This window comes from Saccharothrix sp. NRRL B-16314 (genome assembly GCF_000716595.1).
Classification (GTDB): domain Bacteria; phylum Actinomycetota; class Actinomycetes; order Mycobacteriales; family Pseudonocardiaceae; genus Actinosynnema.
Window position 1 is genome coordinate 41,626 of record NZ_JNXC01000028.1, and the last position, 17,884, is coordinate 59,509.

At 72.0% G+C, this 17,884-nt stretch carries 9 protein-coding genes; 4 read left to right on the plus strand and 5 right to left on the minus strand.

Translation table 11 applies throughout. The features are described 5' to 3' along the window. Positions 1–3: 3 nt before the first annotated feature. Positions 4–1,602, minus strand: a complete 1,599-nt coding sequence (locus tag OQ02_RS30630; protein ID WP_033442114.1) for an FAD-binding oxidoreductase — start codon at positions 1,600–1,602, stop codon at positions 4–6. Between the two features lie 141 nt (positions 1,603–1,743). On the opposite strand from OQ02_RS30630, the gene OQ02_RS30635 reads away from it, so the two are divergent. From OQ02_RS30635 to OQ02_RS30650, 4 genes are all read left to right on the plus strand, one after another. After that, on the plus strand, positions 1,744–2,544 hold the full coding sequence (locus OQ02_RS30635; protein WP_156077402.1) for a pyridoxal-phosphate dependent enzyme: 801 nt from the start codon (positions 1,744–1,746) through the stop codon (positions 2,542–2,544). Positions 2,545–2,662: 118 nt separating this feature from the next. Next, positions 2,663–3,799, plus strand: a complete 1,137-nt coding sequence (locus OQ02_RS30640; RefSeq protein WP_156077403.1) for a trypsin-like serine peptidase — start codon at positions 2,663–2,665, stop codon at positions 3,797–3,799. 165 nt (positions 3,800–3,964) lie between these two features. Continuing rightward, positions 3,965–5,146: a peptidoglycan DD-metalloendopeptidase family protein gene (locus tag OQ02_RS30645; protein ID WP_197043569.1), complete on the plus strand. Its 1,182-nt coding sequence runs from the start codon at positions 3,965–3,967 to the stop codon at positions 5,144–5,146. A 283-nt stretch (positions 5,147–5,429) separates the two neighbouring features. Then, on the plus strand, positions 5,430–6,686 hold the full coding sequence (locus OQ02_RS30650; RefSeq protein WP_197043570.1) for a tetratricopeptide repeat protein: 1,257 nt from the start codon (positions 5,430–5,432) through the stop codon (positions 6,684–6,686). 63 nt (positions 6,687–6,749) lie between these two features. Here OQ02_RS30650 and OQ02_RS30655 read toward each other — a convergent pair whose 3' ends face one another. The 4 genes from OQ02_RS30655 to OQ02_RS44275 form a co-directional block, all read right to left on the minus strand. Then, complete coding sequence (locus tag OQ02_RS30655) at positions 6,750–8,177, minus strand: protein kinase domain-containing protein (protein ID WP_033442117.1); 1,428 nt, start codon at positions 8,175–8,177, stop codon at positions 6,750–6,752. A 166-nt stretch (positions 8,178–8,343) separates the two neighbouring features. After that, positions 8,344–9,501, minus strand: coding sequence for an acyl-CoA dehydrogenase family protein (locus OQ02_RS30660; protein ID WP_033442145.1), 1,158 nt, complete (start codon positions 9,499–9,501; stop codon positions 8,344–8,346). Positions 9,502–9,514: 13 nt separating this feature from the next. Beyond that, positions 9,515–17,662, minus strand: coding sequence for a type I polyketide synthase (locus OQ02_RS44270; protein ID WP_051772989.1), 8,148 nt, complete (start codon positions 17,660–17,662; stop codon positions 9,515–9,517). 49 nt (positions 17,663–17,711) lie between these two features. Continuing rightward, entirely contained in the window at positions 17,712–17,858 is a 147-nt protein-coding gene (locus OQ02_RS44275; protein WP_156077404.1) for a hypothetical protein, read from the minus strand. Between the last annotated feature and the right edge of the window lie 26 nt (positions 17,859–17,884).

A 17,884-nucleotide genomic window follows, 5' to 3' on the forward strand; every position in this document is an offset into this window, starting at 1 on the left:
CGGTCACCGACGACCGAGGTCGGGCAGCAGCACGCCGGGGTTGAGGATTCCGGCCGGGTCGAGGGCGGCTTTCGCGGCGGTGAGGGCCAGTGCGAACGGTTCCGGCCGCTGGCGGTCGTACCAGGGGCGGTGGTCGCGGCCGACGGCGTGGTGGTGGGTGATCGTGCCGCCGTGCGCGGCGATGGCCTCGGACACGGCGATCTTGATCTCGTCCCACTGCGCTACCGTGCTGCCCCACCGACCGGCTGCGTAGACGCCGAAGTACGGCGCGGGACCGTCCGGGTACACGTGGGTGAACCGGCAGGTGGTCACGCCCACGCCGCAGACCTCGCGGATCGCCGCCTGCGCCGCTTCCGTGACGGCGGCGTGCAGGGCTTCGAACCGGTCCCACGTGCACGCGGTCTCGAACGTCTCCACGACCATGCCGATCCGGGCCAGCGCGTCGCGCTGGTAGGGCATGCGCAGGAACGACGACCGCCAGTCGTCCGCGATGCCGGACGAGCGCCCGACCGCCTCATCGACCACGCCGCCGTGCTCCCGGCACAGTTCGACGGCACGGGCCAGCGAAGCGTCCACCGGGTGGTCCGCCGATTCGAACGCGAGGACCAGCACCCCGCCGGCGGCGCTCACCCCGGCGTTGAGGAACGCCTCGGCCGCGTCGAGCAAACGGCAGTTCGCCGGGTGCAGACCGGACTGCGCGACGTCCCGGGTCGCGGCGACGGCGGCCGGGTAGTCGGCGAACCGCACCGAAGCGCCGACCCGGTGTCGCGGCCGGCCGCGCAGGCGCATCCACGCCTCCGTGATGACGCCCAGAGTGCCCTCGGAGCCCAGGAACATCCGGTCCGGTGACGGGCCCGCGCCCGAGCCGGGCAAGCGCCGCGACTCGCTGATCCCGACCGGGGTGACCACCCGCAGCGACTCGGTCAGGTCGTCGATGTGGGTCGTCAGCGTGGCGTAGTGCCCGCTCGCCCTGGTCGCGAGCCACCCGCCCAGGGTGGAGAACTCGAAGGACTGCGGGAAGTGCCGCAACGTCAACCCCGTCGGGCGCAGCTGGTCCTCCAGGCGCGGACCGAGCACGCCGGCCTGCACCCTCGCGGCACGGCTCGTGGTGTCGACCTCGATCACCCGGTCGAGCCGGCCGAGGTCGAGCGAGACGACGCCGGGGTGGTCGGCGCACCGCGGTTCGACGCCGCCGACCACCGAACTGCCGCCGCCGTAAGGGATCACCGCGATCCCGGCGCCGGCGCACCAGTCCAGCACGTCCACGACCTCTTGCTCCGTCGCCGGGCGCACCACCAGGTCGGGCACGTGCCGCAAGTCCCCGCGCAGGTTGCGGACCACGTCCCGGAACGCCTTGCCGTGGGCGTGGGCCGCCCGATCGGTGGCGTCGTCGGAACAGGAGCCCGCCAGCGAGCCGGGTGGCCGCAGTCGCACCGGCGGCAGCGCCAGGTCCGCCGGGTCCGGGGGCTCGTGGTCGGTGAGGTCCTGGCCGGGCAGCAGGGCCGCCACCCGCTCGACCAGCGCGGTCCGCTCGCCACCCGTGACCGCGTCCTCGACGTTGCCCCAGCCCCACCACGACCGCGTCTTCGACTTCGCCGTCAAGACTTCCTCGCCATTCCAGGGGTCGCCCACCGCGTTTGCCCCCTAGAAAACTCCTATCCGCGGCGTTGTGCAACACGTCGGATATCCGAAGTTCCCGACGACGCCGCTGAACCGGATTCCGGCGGACCACGTAGTAAGGGCATGTCGATTCTCGATAAGGTGTGTCTTGACGATTTAACACCCCCGGTGGTCCTGGACCGATTAACGGTCGACAGCGGTGTGGTGGCAGTAGCGCGCGAGGACGTCCTGCCGGGCGGGACGAAACAGCGGGCAATCGGTCCGTACCTGGTGGACGCCATGGACGGCGGCGTCTCGACATTCGTCTACGCCAGTCCGGCCCCGGGGTTCGCGCAGGTGGCCCTCGCGCACACGAGTCGACTGCTGGGCGCCGAGTGCGTCCTGTTCTGCGAGTTGCTCGACGGCGATTTCCACGAGTTCTCGCTGCTCGCGCAGTCTTACGGTGCAAGAATCCACGCCTGCGCCTCGCTCTACGACGCCGAGGAGGAGGCGGCGGCCTTCAGCGGCGACGACGACCGGGTGTTGAAGCTGCCACTCGGCTTCGGTTGCACCGAATACGCGTCGCACCTGCGCCAGGCGCTCGCCCGTGAGTGGGCCAACGTCGTCGCGGAGCTGGGGACGACACCGCGCCGGCTCTGGCTGCCCGTCGGCAGCGCGACCCTGGCGAACGCGTTCCGCCAGGTGCTGCCCGAGACCGTCGAGCTGCATTGCGTCGACGTGCGGATCCTGGAAGAGAGCGACGAGCGGATCAAGCAGCTCGGCGAGCTGCCCGGCATCGTGCTGTACCGGAGCGACCAGGAGTTCCTGGAAGCGGCGACCACGCCGCCGCCCTTCCCCTCCAACGCCTTCTACGACGCGAAGCTCTGGCCGTTGATCAGGGAACACGCGGCCGATGGCGACCTCTGGTGGAACGTGGCGCGGTGAATCGCCCCTGGGGCTGATCACGCTCTGATTGCCGACGATCGGCGGGCTGACACTTTCGGGTGACACGAGGACCATCACATGGTGTGACCATCCCTGCTCACAAAGTGAGGTGACACCAGTGCGGAGAACCCTGCAACTCCTCGCTGCCGCCTTGCTCGTCGTGCCCCTGCTGGTCGGAACCGCGTCCGCGGCCCCGGGGCTCGTCGAGCAAGTCCAGAAGGTCGGCGAGGACGAGGTCGTCTCGACCGTCCTCGACGGCAAGACCCGTTCCACGACGGTCGAGCGACCTGGTTCGTGGTACCTGAAAGCCCACTTCACCGGCCTGCGCCTGGTCGCGGGCGACGTGCTCACGGTGGCCGACCCGGCCGGCGCCGAGGCCTATCGCTACACCTCCGACGTGACCGCGTCGGGCACGGCCACCGTGGACGCGACCGGTTTCTGGGCGATGTCCGTGACCGGCGACAAGGCCGTGATCAGCCTCGAAGGCCGGGACGGCGGACCGGCGCACCCGGCCAGCCGGGTGACCCTCGACAAGATCACCCGCGGGTACACGGACGCGGAGATGGACGCCGCGGCGGCGATCGGGCCGCAGAGCATCTGCGGCACGAACGACTACCGCGACGCGGTCTGCTACCAGTCGAGCAACCCCACCGAGTTCGGCCGGACCAGGGCGGTCGCCAAGCTGCTGCGCAACGGCGGTTCCCTGTGCACGGCGTGGCGGGTCGGCCCGAACAACCGGATGCTGACCAACAACCACTGCTTCACCAGCGGCACGGGCATCGAGGTGTGGTTCAACTACCAGTGCCCGACGTGCGGCGGCACCACCTCCGCGACCGTCACCAAGGTGCTGGTGTCGTCGGTGCTCAAGACGAGCGCGGCGCTGGACTACACGTTGTTCAGCGTGACGAACTTCGCCGCGCTGTCGTCGTTCGGCTACCTGGAGCTGGACGCGCGGGTGCCGGCGGTCGGCGAGGAGATGTACATCGTCGGCCACCCGGCCGGGAAGCTCAAGAAGCTCTCCCTGCGTGACGACCAGAACGGCGGCGGGTACTGCGCCGTGAGCGCGGTCCGGGTGAACGGCAGCTCGTCGCAGTCCGACATCGCCTACCGCTGCGACACCGAGGGCGGCTCGTCCGGTTCGCCGGTGCTGTCCCGGCGGACGCACAAGGTGATCGGGCTGCACCACTACGGCGGCTGCCCGAACCAGGGTGTCCGCATCGACCTGGTCTACGGCCAGATCAGCTCACTACTGTAAGGACATCCGGTCGGGCCGCGTTCGGGCGCAACCAGCCGAACGCGGCCCGTCCCCCTGCCACGTCAACGTCAATAATTCACCACTCGCCCGAATGGCTGGTGATTTTCTACCCGACCGTGTCGACACTGGGACGTCCCTGCAACCGCCCTTCCGCCGGAGGCTGCCATGATCCCTCGTCTGCTCGCCGGGGCGTCCCTCGCCACCTTGCTGATCGCCACACCGCTCGTCTCCCCCACCGCGGCCTCCGCCGCGCCCGATCCCGCCGCGACCAACCCCGCCGACCTGAACTCCGTGGTGGTCGCGGAGATGCGCGAACGCGGCGCCTCGATCGCCGACACCAGCCGGACCGCCAAGGTGAACGCCACCAGGCAGGCCGGCGAGTGGGCGTTCGGCACCGCTGTGCTGACCACCGCGGCCGGCTCCGACGACCACCCGGAAGGCTGGCTGTTCGTCGCCCACCGGGCCAAGGGCGCGTGGACGGTGGCGCTCGAAGGCGAGCCCGCGTTCGCCGACCTGACGTCGCGCGCGCCGATCGTGCCCGCCGAAGAACGCACGTTGCTGGCCGAACAGGACGGCCGCCAGATCGGCACCACCAGCGCCACCGACGGGCGCACCGGCATGGCGTTGCCGTGGGCGGTCGGGCAGACCTGGTCCATGTGGGGCGGGCCGCACGGCTGGTCCGGCACCGCCGCGCCGTGGAGCTCGCTCGACCTCGCCGGCGGTGACCAGCGCGTGCTCGCCACCCGCGGCGGCACCGCGTACACGATGTGCACCGGGTGGATCCGGGTGATCCACGACCGCGGTTACTCCACCGACTACTACCACCTGTGGAACAGCATCAACGTCAACGGCGCGGGCGTGAGCCAGGGGACGTTCCTCGGCCACACGGGCACGGACGTCACGTGCGGCGGGTCGGCGTCGGGGCGGCACGTGCACTTCGGGTTGCGGCAGAACAGCGCCTACATCGGCATCGCCCAGCACAACATCGGCAAGTGGGTGCCACAGAACGGCGGCGCCGCCTACCAGGGCTCGGCGTTGCACGGCAGCGCGCGCGTCTACGCCGGTGGTGCGCTGTACAACTACGGCGCGCTCGGCTTCACGCAGGGCATCATCGACGCCAACGGCGGCGGGTCTGTCAACAAGCGCACCGGCCCCGGCACCGGTTACGGCGTCGCGGGTTCCGTGGGCGACGGCGCCACCGTCACCGTCTCCTGCTCCGCGAACGGGACGTCGCACACCGGCCGGTGGGGCACCACCAGCCTGTGGAACCGGCTCAGCGACGGCACCTGGGTCACCGACGCCTTCATGTGGACCGGCGTGAACGGCCCGATCAACGGCTGGTGCTGATAGCGCGTCGCACCAGGAGTTGTTCGACGTGACGCGCCACTTGGTCGGCTGTCGCGGATCGTCCGCCGGCGCACCTGATCGGTGGTGACCTGTCGGCGGGCGCGGACGGTGCTGCTGTCCGCGCCCGCCGACGACGAGTTCGGCTCGCCGAACGTCGCTTGGCGCGGCGCTAAGGTGCGTCCCCGTGGATGCTGCTGATCTCGAGTACCGAGCCCGGTCCTTGTCCGGCTGCATACCTCCACTCCTGGTCTCCCGGCTTCTCGAGCTCGGCCACAGGAAGGAAGTGGAGTTCCAGGCTCGCCGCGGGGAATGGTTCTGCGCGCGCGAGTGGGCACGGCTGCTCGGTGACCAGGGGCGGCAGGCCGAGGCGTTGGAGGTGCTCGCTCCGTACGTCGCCACGGGCTGGTGGCCGGCCGCCCACGCCCAGGCGGAACTGCTGGAGAGCTGGGGACGGGCAGAGGAGGCGATCGCCCTGGCCCGACCGCACGCCGCGGCCGGAGGGCTCTCGCTGGAGTTCTTCGGGCGGCTGCTGGCCCGGCACGGACATCAGGACGAGGCGCTCGTGTTGTTGAGCGCCGGAATCGAAGACCGGTTGATCGCCACCGCTCTGGTGGAGGTTGCCGAGGGAGCGGGCAGGGACGAGGACATCGCCGCGCTGCTGGTCGCACGAATTCCGGTCGAGCACCGACGCGAAGACCTCTCGTGCCGGAGCGGCCTCCACCCGGACACGGCGATCGGCCTGCTCGCGGCGATCCGCGAACGCCAGGGGCGCGTCGACGATGCGATCGCCCTGCTGCGCACCCGGCAGCACATCACCGCCGTGAACGGCCACGACCAGTTGGCCGACCTGTTCGCGAGGCATGACCGGATCGGGGAACTGCGCGGGTACGCGGCGTCCGAGTACCACGGGCACGCCGCGAAGCGCCTGGCCGAGGTGTTGGAGGGGCGCGGCGACGTGGAAGGCGCGATCGCCGTGTACCGGGAGCCGGGCGACTCACCTGCGCGTCTGCACCACGGTTCGGTCCGACTGGCGGAACTCCTGGCCCGGCGTGGCCGGGGCGACGAGGCGATCGCGGTGATGCGCGTGGTCGCGGACTCCCCCGGTGGCGCGGAGGACTGGATCGTCGACACGCTGTGCACCCTGTACGCCGACCACAGCCGCGCCCGGGACGGCCTGGCCTACCTCGACACCCTCACGGCGCGCCGCGACGGCGAGGAGGAGTGGGCCTTCTTCAGGCTGCGGCTTCGGCTCCTGGCCGGCTGCGGATCGCTCGATGACGCAATCGCGCAGGCACGTACGCACCCGGAGCGCGACACCTGGTACGCGGCCCGGACCATCTCCGACCTGCTCGCCGAGGCCGGTCGGACCGAGGAGGCGGTCACGGCCCTGGAAGCGCACCCTCCCGCCAACTCCACCGTGCTGGCGGGGCACCTCGTCGACCTCGGTCGGATCAAGGACGCGGTGGCAGTCCTCCAGCGCGAGCCCGAGCCCGTCGTTCCTCCCTGGACGGACGCTTTCCCCACCGAACCCCCGTTCTGACACCGCACCCGGTGGGCCGGCGGTCGAACGCTCGATCCGGTCGGGCTGTGTGCCGCTCCGCGTTCACCTCACCCTGGCGCCGGACGTGCAGGTCACGTCCGGGTTCGGTGTCGCGGGGCCGTTGGCGGTGAAGCCGAACGTGGTGGAGCCGTCCACGGGCACTTTCGCGTTGTGGTCGGCGTTGAAAACCCTCACCGACCCGGCTTCCGCGGTGAACGTGCCGTTCCACAGGTTGCTGATCACGTGGCCGGTCGGCTGGGGCCAGGTCACGGTCCACCCGCCGAGAGCGCGCTCGGCGGCGTTGCGCACCGTCACCAGGGCCTGGTAACCGCCCGGCCAGGAGTTTGTGATCTTGAGGTCGGCGTCGCAGTCGGCCGACGACGTCGCCGAGTCGGTCTGCACCGCGTCGTCGTCCGCGGAAGCGGTCGTCACGGGAACGGTCGTCGCGGGAACGGCGGACGAACTGGTGTTGCTCGTCGGGGCGGGCAGGGCGTTGTCGGCCGGTTCGTCGTCCCCCACGAGGTCGACGACCACCACACCGCCGACGACCAGCGCCGCCGCACCGGCCGCCAACGCGATCCTCCGCCAGGGCACCCGACGAGGCATGACCAGCGGCATCGTGTCCCGAACCGGCTCCGCTACCTGCTCCGCGACCGGTTCCGGCTCCGGCTCGGCGAAGGGCAGCGCCCGGCCCTCCACGACCGCGCCCAGCAGACCGTGCAGCTCGGCCATCGTCGGCCGCTCCAACGGCTCGCGCACCAGCACCCGCATCAGCACGTCACCCAACGGACCGGGGAACCGCAGCGGCGCCACCTCCGCCTCCGACACCCGCCGCAGCAACGCGTAGGGGTTGTCGGTGGTGCCGAACGGCGGGTGGCCTTCGAGCGCCGCGAACAGCGTCGCGCCCAGCGAGTACACGTCGGACGCGAACACCGCGTCCTCCCCCGCCGCCACCTCGGGCGCGAGGAACGCGGGCGTGCCGACGATGGCCCGCGCGTCCGTCACCGTGCCCTCGCCGATGGCCCGCGCGATGCCGAAGTCGGCGATCTTCGCGGTGCCGTCGTCGGCCAGCAGGATGTTGAACGTCGAGACGTCCCGGTGCACGATCCCCGCCGCGTGCGCCGCTGCCAGCGCCGACGCGACCTGCCACCCGACCCCCGCGACCAGGGCTTCCGGCAGCGGACCGCGCTCGTCGACCAGCTCGGCCAACGTCCGCGACGGCAGGTACTCCATCACCAGGCAGGGCTTGCCACCGTGCTCCACGACGTCGTGCACGGTCACCGCGTGCGGGTGCCGCAACCGGGCCGCGACCCGACCCTCCCGCAACGTCCGGCCCACCGCGTCCGCCGAGTCACCAGCGCCGAGGAACTTGACCGCGACCGCGCGCCCCAGCCGCTCGTCGCGCGCCCGCCAGACGACACCACCGGCACCACGCCCGACCAACGCCACAAGCCGATACCGCCCGGCGATGAGCTCGTCCCGTTCCGACACAGACAGACGCTACTTCGACACCCGACCCACCGGCCACCCTCATCCGTCGGACACCGAAATTGATCACTCAGCGTAATCGACGCGAACGGCCGGATCGGGACGGCGTCCGCGCGGGGTTCCCGCGCTTCCGCCATTCCGATCCGGCCGCTTCCACCAACCGAACCGCTTACGTCCGCCGTGGCACCGGCACGACGTAGCGACCGAACACCAGCTCGCGCAGCACGTCGTCCCCGCCCTCGACGATCGAGACGTACCGGATGTCCCGCATGAGCTTCCCGATCGGCATGTCGTTGGTGTAGCCGAGCCCGCCGAACATCTCCGAGCCGACGCTCGCCACGTCCCAGCCCGCCTGCCCGCAGAACATCTTCGCGGTCAGCGCCGACTTCACCGTGCCCTGCCGGTTGAACAGCGCCGGCGCGTCCGGGTCGGCCATGATCTTGTCGAAGTCGCGGGCCGAGCGGAGCAGGTGGCTCTTCATGACGTCGATCTGCATCTCCATCTGGCCCAGCCGCTGCGCGAACACCGGGCTCTCCAGGAGCGTGCCGTCGCGGAACGGCTTCGTCTTGGCGTAGTTCATGCAGTGGTCGCGGATGCGCCGCGCGATGCCGAGCGCCGTGGTCGCGATCAGGATGCGGCTGGCGTTCAGGCCGATCTCCAGCAGGCGCAGGCCGGAACCCGCGAGCTGGTTGGCGGCTGGCACCCGGACGTCCTTCAACGACACCTGGTACGTGTGCGACGCGCGGAGGCCGATGACGTCCCACCGCTTGACGATCTCCACCCCCGGCGTGCCGCGCGGCACCACGATGGCCGGGTAGTCCTCCGGGTCGTCCGCCGAGCGGGCGATGACCACGAGGAAGTCGGCGAAGTCCGTGTTGGTGGAGAAGAACTTCTCGCCGTTGAGGACGAGGTCGCCGCCGTCCTTCGCGACCATGGTCTCGATCTTGCCGAGCTCGCTGCCCGCGGTGCGCTCGCTGCCGAGCGACGCGCAGAACGTGCCGCCCGCCGCCATCGGGGCCAGGTACCGCTGCTTCAGCTCGTCCGACCCGTACAGCTGCACCATCGTGGTGCCGAGGATCGAGATGAACAGCGTGAAGGCCACGCCCGCGTCACCGTAGGACAGCTCGTTGACGATCTCGACGCTGTCCTCCAGCGTGAGCCCGCGGCCACCCAGCTCCTCCGGCAGCCACCAGTTCGCCAGGCCGGTCTCGCGGAACTTCTCGTACACCTCCAACGGCTTGTCGGTCAGCTCGTCGAGTCGCGCCTCGTCGGTGCCGAGCTCATCCCGGACGAACCGGCGCACGGCCTTAAGGTCTTCTGCCTTCATCGGTCCCATCACTTCATTCCGAGAACGCGCGGTCGATGAGGTCGTCGAGGTCAAGGCCGTCGATCTCCTCGTCCAGTTCGTCCTCTGCCGTGTTGTCGTCGGGTTCCACCGGCTCCGCTGCGTCCGCGCCGAACAACCGGTCGACCAGGTGGTCGGCCAGTGCCGCGGGCGTCGGGTAGTTGAAGATGATCGTAGCGGGGATCTCCACGCCGGTGTCCTTCTTGACGTGGTTGCGGAATTCGACGCCGCTCAGGGAATCGAATCCGATTTCCTTGAACGACATGTCCGCTTCGATGTCGTCCGTCGACGGGTAGCCGAGCACCAGGGCCGAGGTGGACAGCAGCATCCGGAGCATCTCTTCCGTCCGCTCCGGCACCGGGAGGTCGGTCAGCCGCTGCACGAACGGCGGCACGCCACCGGCTTCCACGACCTTCGGCTGCCGCGGCGCGACCATGCCGTGGAACAGCGCGTGCACGGTTTCCTGCTCGCGCAGCCCGGCCCGGTCGACCACGGCCGCCACCACCAGCGCCGAGTCGAGACCCAGCGCGGCGTCGAACAAGGCGGTGCCGGTCGCGGCGGGCAGCGGCACGAACCCGGCACGGCGGAACCGCGCCAGGTCGGCCTCGCCGAGTTCGCCCGCCATGCCCAGCTCCCACGGACCCCAGCCCAGCGACACCGCGGGCAGGCCCTCGGCGCGGCGGTGCGCGGCCAACGCGTCCAGGAACGTGTTGGCGGCGGCGTAGTTCGCCTGCCCCGCCGTGCCGAAGACACCGGCGACGGACGAGTACAGGACGAACGCCGACAGGTCCATGCCCGCGGTCAGCTCGTGCAGGTGCCACGCGGCGTCGACCTTCGGCCGGAACACCCGGTCGAGCTGTTCCGGCGTCATGGTCTCCACGCCGGAGTCGTCGAGCACGCCCGCGAGGTGCACGACCGCGGTCAACGGCGCTTCCGCCGGGATGCGGGCGAGTTCCGCCGCCAGCGCGTCCCGGTCGGACACGTCGCAGGCGGCGTGCACGACCTCGGCGCCGAGCGCCGTCAGCTCGTCGGCCAGAGCGCTCGCACCGGGTGCGGCGGAACCGCGCCGGCTGAGCATCAGCAACCGCCGCGCGCCGCGCGCGGTCACCAGGTGCCGGGCGAACAACGCGCCGAGCCCGCCCGTGGCACCGGTGAGCAACACCGTGCCCTCCGTCCACTCAGGACGGTCGATCGAAGCGGCCGGGGCCGCGGCCAGGCGCGGCACGTGCACCACACCACCGCGGATGGCCACCTGGGGCTCGGTCAGGTCCAGCTTGTCCAGCGCGGCCAGCGAAGCCTTGTCGCCGTCGACGTCCACCAGCACGAACCGGTCCGGGTGCTCGGCCTGCGCCGACCGCAGCAGGCCCCACACCGGCGCGAGCGCCAGGTCCGGCGTCTCGCCCTTGCCGACCGCCACCGCGCCGCGGGTCACGACCACCCGGCGAGTGCCGTCGTCAAGCCACTTCCCGAGCTGGCCCAGCATTTCGTGCGCGGTGGCACGGGCCGACGCGGGCAGGTCGGCGCCCACGCTCGCCATCACGTGCGTGAACTCCGCGTCCGCCGAGCCCGAGCCGGCCGACTCCGGCAGAGCCGTCCAGTCCACCGTGAAGAGGGCATCCGCGGTGGTGCCCGCCGTCAACTGCTCCACCGACGCCGGCATCAGGGCCAGGGAGTCGACGGACAGCACCAGCGCGCCGTCCGACCGGGTGATCCGGAGCGACACCTCGTTGACGCCGATCTTCGCCACCCGGACCCGCAGGTCCGGACCGCCGACCGCGTGCCGGGACACGCCGGACCACGCGTACGGCAGCAGTGCCTGCGTCGAGTCCTCCCCCGCCAGCAGCGACAGGATCGGGTGCAGGGCCGCGTCGAACAGCGCCGGGTGCACGACGAACCCGGACGAGGCGTGCGGAACGTCGTCGGGCAGCCGGACCTCGCCGAACACCTCGTCGTCGCCCGAGCGCCACAGCCCGCGCAGCCCTCGGAACGCGTGCCCGTAGCCGTAACCGCGATCGGCCAGCTCCGGGTAGAACGCGTCCAGGTCCACGGCCTCGGCACCGGCCGGCGGCCAGGCGTCCGAAGTGGACTCGGGCGCGGGCGCGCCGACGGCCAGGACACCGGCGGCGTGCCGGGTCCACGTCCGCGACCCGGCCACCCGCGAGTGGACGCCGATCTCCCGCGCGCCCGCTTCGTCCGGTCCACCGACCGTGAGCTGGAGCTGCACCGGGTCGGCCGCGAGCGTCAGCGGCTTCTCCAGCGTCAGCTCCGAGACCCGACCGCACCCGGCCAGGTCCACGGCCTGCAACGCCATCTCGACGTAGGCCGCACCGGGGAAGACCACTCCGTCGAAGATCCGGTGGTCGGCCAGCCAGCCGTCGGTCGCGGGCGAGACGTGTCCGCTGAGGACGATCTGGTCGCCCACCGCGAGTTCGGTGGCCGCCGACAGGAACGGGTGCTCGATCGCGGTCAGCCCGGCGCCGCTGACGTCACCGCGCGGAGCCTCGGCCTTCACCCAGTACGACTGCCGCTGGAACGCGTAGGTGGGCAGGTCGACCAGTCGGCCGTCGACACCCACTGCGGTGAAGTAGGCCCGCCAGTCCACCGGAACGCCGGCGACGTGCAACCGGGCCAGCGCCTCGGCCAGCGAACGGGCCTCCGGCCGCTTCTTGCGCACCACCGGCACGGCGGTCACCTCGGGCGCGACCTCCGCCAAGGTCTCCTGCGCCATGGCGGCGAGCACGCCGTCCGGCCCGACCTCGACGAACACGCCGACACCGGCGGCCACCGCCGCACGCACGCCGTCCGCGAAGCGCACCGCCTCGCGCACGTGGCGCACCCAGTACTCGGGCCGCTCCAGCTCACCGTCGCCGGCCAGGGCGCCGGTCACGTTCGAGACGACCGGCAGCTGCGGCGCCGCGTACGACACCGACCGCGCGACCTGCTCGAACTCCGCGAGCATCGGCTCCATCAGCGGCGAGTGGAAGGCGTGCGAGACCCGGAGCCGCTGGGTCTTGTAGCCGGCGCCGGAGAACATCCCCTCGATGTCCAGGACGGCGTCCTCCTCGCCGGAGACGACCGTCGCAAGTGGACCGTTGATCGCCGCGATCGAGGCGGTGTCCTCGTACCCGTCGAGCGCTTCGCGGATCTCGTCCTCGTCGGCCTGGATCGCGACCATCGCACCGCCGCGGGGCAGCGCCTGCATCAGACGACCGCGCGCGGCCACCAGCTTCACCGCGTCGGAGAGGGAGAACACGCCCGCGACGTGCGCCGCGGCCAGTTCGCCGATCGAGTGCCCGGTCAGCACGGCCGGCACCACGCCCAGCGATTCGACCAGCCGGAACGCCGCCACCTCGAAGGCGAACAGCGCGGGCTGCGTCATCGCGGTCTCGTCCAGCAGCGCGGCCAGGTCCGAGTCGGGCTCGGCGGACACGACCTCGTCGATGGAGTGGTCGAGCAGGGGCGCGAACTCCGCGCACACCGCGTTCCACGCCTCGGCGAACACGGGGAACCGCCGCACCAGCTCGCGGCTCATGCCGAGGCGCTGGCTGCCCTGCCCGGAGAACAGGACGCCGACGTCCGGCACAACGCTCGCGGAACCGGTGACCAGGCCCGCCGCGCGCTCGTCGGTCGCCAACGCCTCCAGCGCGGGCAGCAGCTCCGCCCGGCCGGTGCCGAAGACGACGGCGCGGTGGTCCAGCGCCGCACGGCCGGTGGCCAGGGTCGTCGCCACGTCGGCGGTGCGGGGCGCGTCGTCCGCCGACACCGCCGCCAGCAGCCGTTCCGCCTGACCCGTCAGGGCCGACGCGTTGCGGGCGGACAGCAGCCAGGGCACGACGGCCTCCGGCTCGGTGTCGTCCACGGCGGGCTCTTCGAGGTCGCCCTGCTCCAGGATCACGTGCGCGTTGGTGCCGCTGATCCCGAACGACGACACGCCGGCCCGTCGAGGCCGGTCCGCCTCGGGCCAGGAACGCCGATCCGTCAGCAGCTCGACCGCGCCCGTCGTCCAGTCGACGTGCGGCGTCGGCTCGTCGACGTGCAGCGTCCGGGGCAGCACCCCGTGCCGCATCGCCATGATCATCTTGATCACGCCGGCGACACCCGCGGCGGCCTGCGTGTGACCGATGTTCGACTTGATCGAGCCGAGCCACAGCGGCTCCGGCCGGTCCTTGCCGTAGGTGGCCAGCAGCGCCTGCGCCTCGATCGGGTCGCCGAGCTGGGTGCCGGTGCCGTGCGCCTCGACCGCGTCGACGTCCGCGGTGGACAGTCCGGCGTTGGCCAGCGCCTGCCGGATGACCCGCTCCTGCGAGGGTCCGTTCGGCGCGGTGAGCCCGTTGCTCTCGCCGTCCTGGTTGATCGCGCTGCCGCGCAGCACGGCGAGCACGCGGTGGCCGTTGCGCCGGGCGTCGGACAGCCGCTCCAGCACGAGCATGCCGACGCCCTCGGACCAGCCGGTGCCGTCGGCGGAACCGGAGAACGCCTTGCAGCGGCCGTCCGCGGCCAAGCCGTTCTGCCGGGAGAACTCGATGAAGATGCCGGGCGTGGACATGATCGTCACGCCGCCGGCGAGCGCGAGCGAGCTGTCACCGGAGCGCAGCGACTGCGCCGCCATGTGCAGCGCCACCAGCGACGACGAGCACGCGGTGTCCACGGTCACGGCCGGTCCCTCGAAGCCGAGGGTGTAGGCGACGCGGCCGGAGACGACGCTGGACGCGCTGCCCGTCAGGGCGTGGCCCGCCACCTCGTCCGGTACCTCGCCCAGTCGCGGCAGGTAGTCCTGGCTCATGGCGCCCAGGAAGACGGCGGTCGGGGTGCGGCGAAGCTCGGCCGGGTCCTGCCCGGCGCGCTCCAGCGCCTCCCAGACCACTTCCAGCACCAGCCGCTGCTGCGGGTCCATGGACAGCGCTTCACGGGGGCTGATGCGGAAGAAGCCCGCGTCGAAGTCACCGGCGTCGTGGAGGAAGCCGCCGACCGAGGCGTAGTCGCCGCCGGACGTCGGCCAGCCCCGGTTGTCCGGGAACGGCGTGATCGCGTCGGCGCCGTCGGCCACCAGCCGCCACAGGTCTTCCGGTGACGCGACGCCACCGGGGTACCGGCAGCTCATGCCGATGATCGCGATCGGCTCGTCGTGGCCCGCGGCACGGGCGGGCGCGACCTCGCGCTCGTCGGCCTCCGACCCGGACAGCTGGTCGCGCATGTGCCGCACGACCGCGCTGGGGGTCGGGTGGTCGTAGAGCAGCGAGGTCGGCAGCTTCAGGCCGGCCGCGGCGTTGAGCCGGTTGCTCAGCTCCACCGCCGTCACCGAGTCGAAGCCGAGCTCCTTGAACGTGTTGTCGGCGCCGACCGCCTTGGGGTCGGACAGGCCGAGCACGGCGGCCGAGTGTGACCGGACCAGCGTCCACAGGTCCTGCTCGGCGAGCCGCTTCGCGGTCCGCTCGGAGTGCGTCTCCACGGGCGCGGCCACCGACGTGCCGACCGGCCGCGGCGCTTCGCGTTCGACGCGCTCACCGGAGACCCAGAACGACTGCCGCTGGAACGCGTAGGTGGGCAGCGGAACGCGGCGGGCGCCATCGAACAGCGGTCGCCAGTCCACGGCGACGCCCTTGGTGCTCAGCTCGGCCATCGACAGCAGCAGGCGGCGGGACTGCTCCTCGTTGCGGCGCAGCGTTCCCTGCACCACCGCGTCGCCCACGGTGTCCTGGATGGCGGCGGTCAGCACCGGGTGCGGGCTGAGCTCCACGAACGTGGTGTGCCCGGCGTCGGCCAGCGCCTTGACGGTCTCGCTGAACCGCACGCGCTCGCGCAGGTTCCGGTACCAGTACTCGGCGTCCAGCTCGGCCACGTCCACCAGGCCACCGGTCACCGTCGAGAAGAACGCGATCCCGCTGTCCGTCGTCGCGATGCCCTCGGCGACCCGGAGCACGTCGTCGCGGACGGACTCCACGTGCGTCGAGTGGGACGCGTAGTCGACCGGGATCACCTTGGCGCGGATGCCGCGGGACTCGCAGTCGGCCACGGCATCGCGCACCGCGTCGACCGCGCCGGAGATGACCACGGAGTTGGGGCCGTTCACCGCCGCGACGGAGACCTTGTCCTGGTCCACGTCGTCGGCGGGCATGGCCAGCGACGCCATCGTGCCGCGGCCGGAGAGGCCCGCGTCGATGGCCTTGCTGCGGCCGACCACGAGCCGGAGCCCGTCGGCCAGCGAGATGATGCCCGCCGCGCACGCCGCCGCGATCTCGCCCTGGGAGTGGCCGACGACGGCGTCGGGCACGAGGCCGACGGAACGCCACACCTCGGCCAGCGACACCATCACCGCGAACAGGGCCGGCTGGACGACGTCCACGCGGGCCAGCGCGTCCTCGTCGGTGAGGACTTCGCGCAGCGACCAGTCGACCAGGCCGCCGAGCGCCTGCTCGCACTCGGTCATGCGGGCGGCGAACACGGGCGAGGAGTCCCACAGCTCGCGGGCCATGCCGACCCACTGCGAACCCTGGCCCGGGAAGACCCACACCACACCGGAGTTGGGGGTGGCGGAGCCGGTCACGACGTTCGCGGCCGGTTCGTCCGCCGCCAGCGCGGCCAGGCCCGCCACCAGCTCCAGGCGGTCCGCGGCCACGACGACACCGCGGTGCTTCAGCAGCGACCGCGTCGTCACGGCGGAGAAGCCGATGTCGGCGGGGCGGGCGTCGGCGTCGACCGTGACCCAGTCGCGCAGGCGTTCGGCCTGTGCCCGCAACGCGGCGGCGGAGTCGCCGGAGAGCACGACCGGGACCGGCCGGGCCACCGCGGCTTCGAGGGCCGGGGTTTCGGCGGCGGGCGCTTCGGCTGGTGCTGCGACGGCGGGCGGTGCGGCGACGACGACGTGGCAGTTCGTGCCGCCGACGCCGAAGGAGCTGACACCGGCCAGCTTCGGGCCGTCACCCGGCCACGGACCGGCGGCGGCGTTCACCGAGAGGTGCCACTCGTCGAGCGGGATCGACGGGTGCGGCTCGGTGAAGTTGAGGCTCGCCGGGAGCACGTCGTGCTTGATCGCCAACGCGACCTTGATCAGGCCCACGACGCCGGCGGCGGCGTCCAGGTGGCCGATGTTCGTCTTCACCGATCCGACGAGGAGCGGCCGGTCGGCGTCACGGGCGGAACCCAGCACCGAGCCCAGCGCACCCGCCTCGACCGGGTCGCCCGCACGCGTGCCGGTGCCGTGCAGCTCGACGTACTGGACGTCGCCGGGGTTCACGCCCGCGCGGGCGTACGCCTCGCGCAGCAGCGCCTGCTGCGAGTCGCCGTCCGGCACGGTCAGGGCCGAGCCGTCGCCGTCGTGGTTCACCGCGCCGCCGAGCAGCACGCAGTGGATCTGGTCGCCGTCGGCGATCGCGTCCTCGAGCCGCTTGAGGATGACCATGCCGGCGCCCTCGCCGCGGACGAAACCGTTCGCGCGGGCGTCGAACGTGTAGCTGCGGCCGTCCGGGGACAGCGCGCCCGCACGGGCGAGGGCGAGGGTGCTCTCCGGCACCAGGTTCAGGTGCACGCCGCCGGCCACCGCCAGCCGTGCGGCGCCGGACAGCAGGCTCTCACCGGCCAGGTGCACGGCGACCAGCGACGACGACTGGATCGTGTCGACGGTGATGCTCGGCCCGTGGAAGCCGAACCGGTGCGACACGCGGTTGGCGATCACACCGCGGCTCAGGCCCGCCAGGGAGTGGTGGGACACCGCGTCCGTGCCGTGCCGCTGCACAAGGGACGCGTAGTCGTCGCTCGCGGCACCGAGGAACACCGCCGTGTCGCTGCCGCGGAGGTCCTCCGCGGCGACGCCGGCGTCCTCCAACGCCTCCCAGGTCAGCTCCAGCGCCAGGCGCTGGCGGGGGTCCATCGCGGCGGCTTCGCGCGGCGAGATGCCGAAGAACCCGGCGTCGAAGTCGGCCACCGCGTCGATGAACCCACCCCGGCGGTACGGGGCCAGGTCGGGTAAGTCGTACCACCGGTCCGCGGGCGCCTCCGTGATGGCGTCCACGCCGTCGCGCAGCAGCCGCCAGAAGGCCTGGACGTCCTGTGCCCGCGGAACTCGGCACGACATGCCGACGACGGCGACGGCACGCCCGACCGTGTCGTCGGAGTCGCCGGATCGCTCGGCCTGATTCCCGTACATCACTTCACACCTTCCCCAGCAGTGCAACGGCAGTTCATCGATCCGGTGCTCAGCCGGAGGTGGTCGAGCCGACGCCGGACGACGACCCGTCCGGCGACGACACGCCCGCGCGCCCCGACGCGGCCCGCGTCCCGGTCGGCAGCCCGACCCGGACCGGCGCCCGCCCCACCAGCGGGGGTGGTGCGCCGGTCCGCACTCGTCTCTCTGTCCTTCGTCATCGCC

Excerpts from the sequence above, each read along its gene's own strand:
- OQ02_RS30635 (WP_156077402.1), top strand. The coding sequence starts at position 1,744 with ATGTCGATTCTCGATAAGGTGTGTCTTGACGATTTAACACCCCCGGTG.
- OQ02_RS30645 (WP_197043569.1), top strand. The coding sequence starts at position 3,965 with ATGATCCCTCGTCTGCTCGCCGGGGCGTCCCTCGCCACCTTGCTGATC.
- OQ02_RS30660 (WP_033442145.1), bottom strand. The coding sequence starts at position 9,501 with ATGAAGGCAGAAGACCTTAAGGCCGTGCGCCGGTTCGTCCGGGATGAG.
- OQ02_RS44270 (WP_051772989.1), bottom strand. The coding sequence starts at position 17,662 with ATGTACGGGAATCAGGCCGAGCGATCCGGCGACTCCGACGACACGGTC.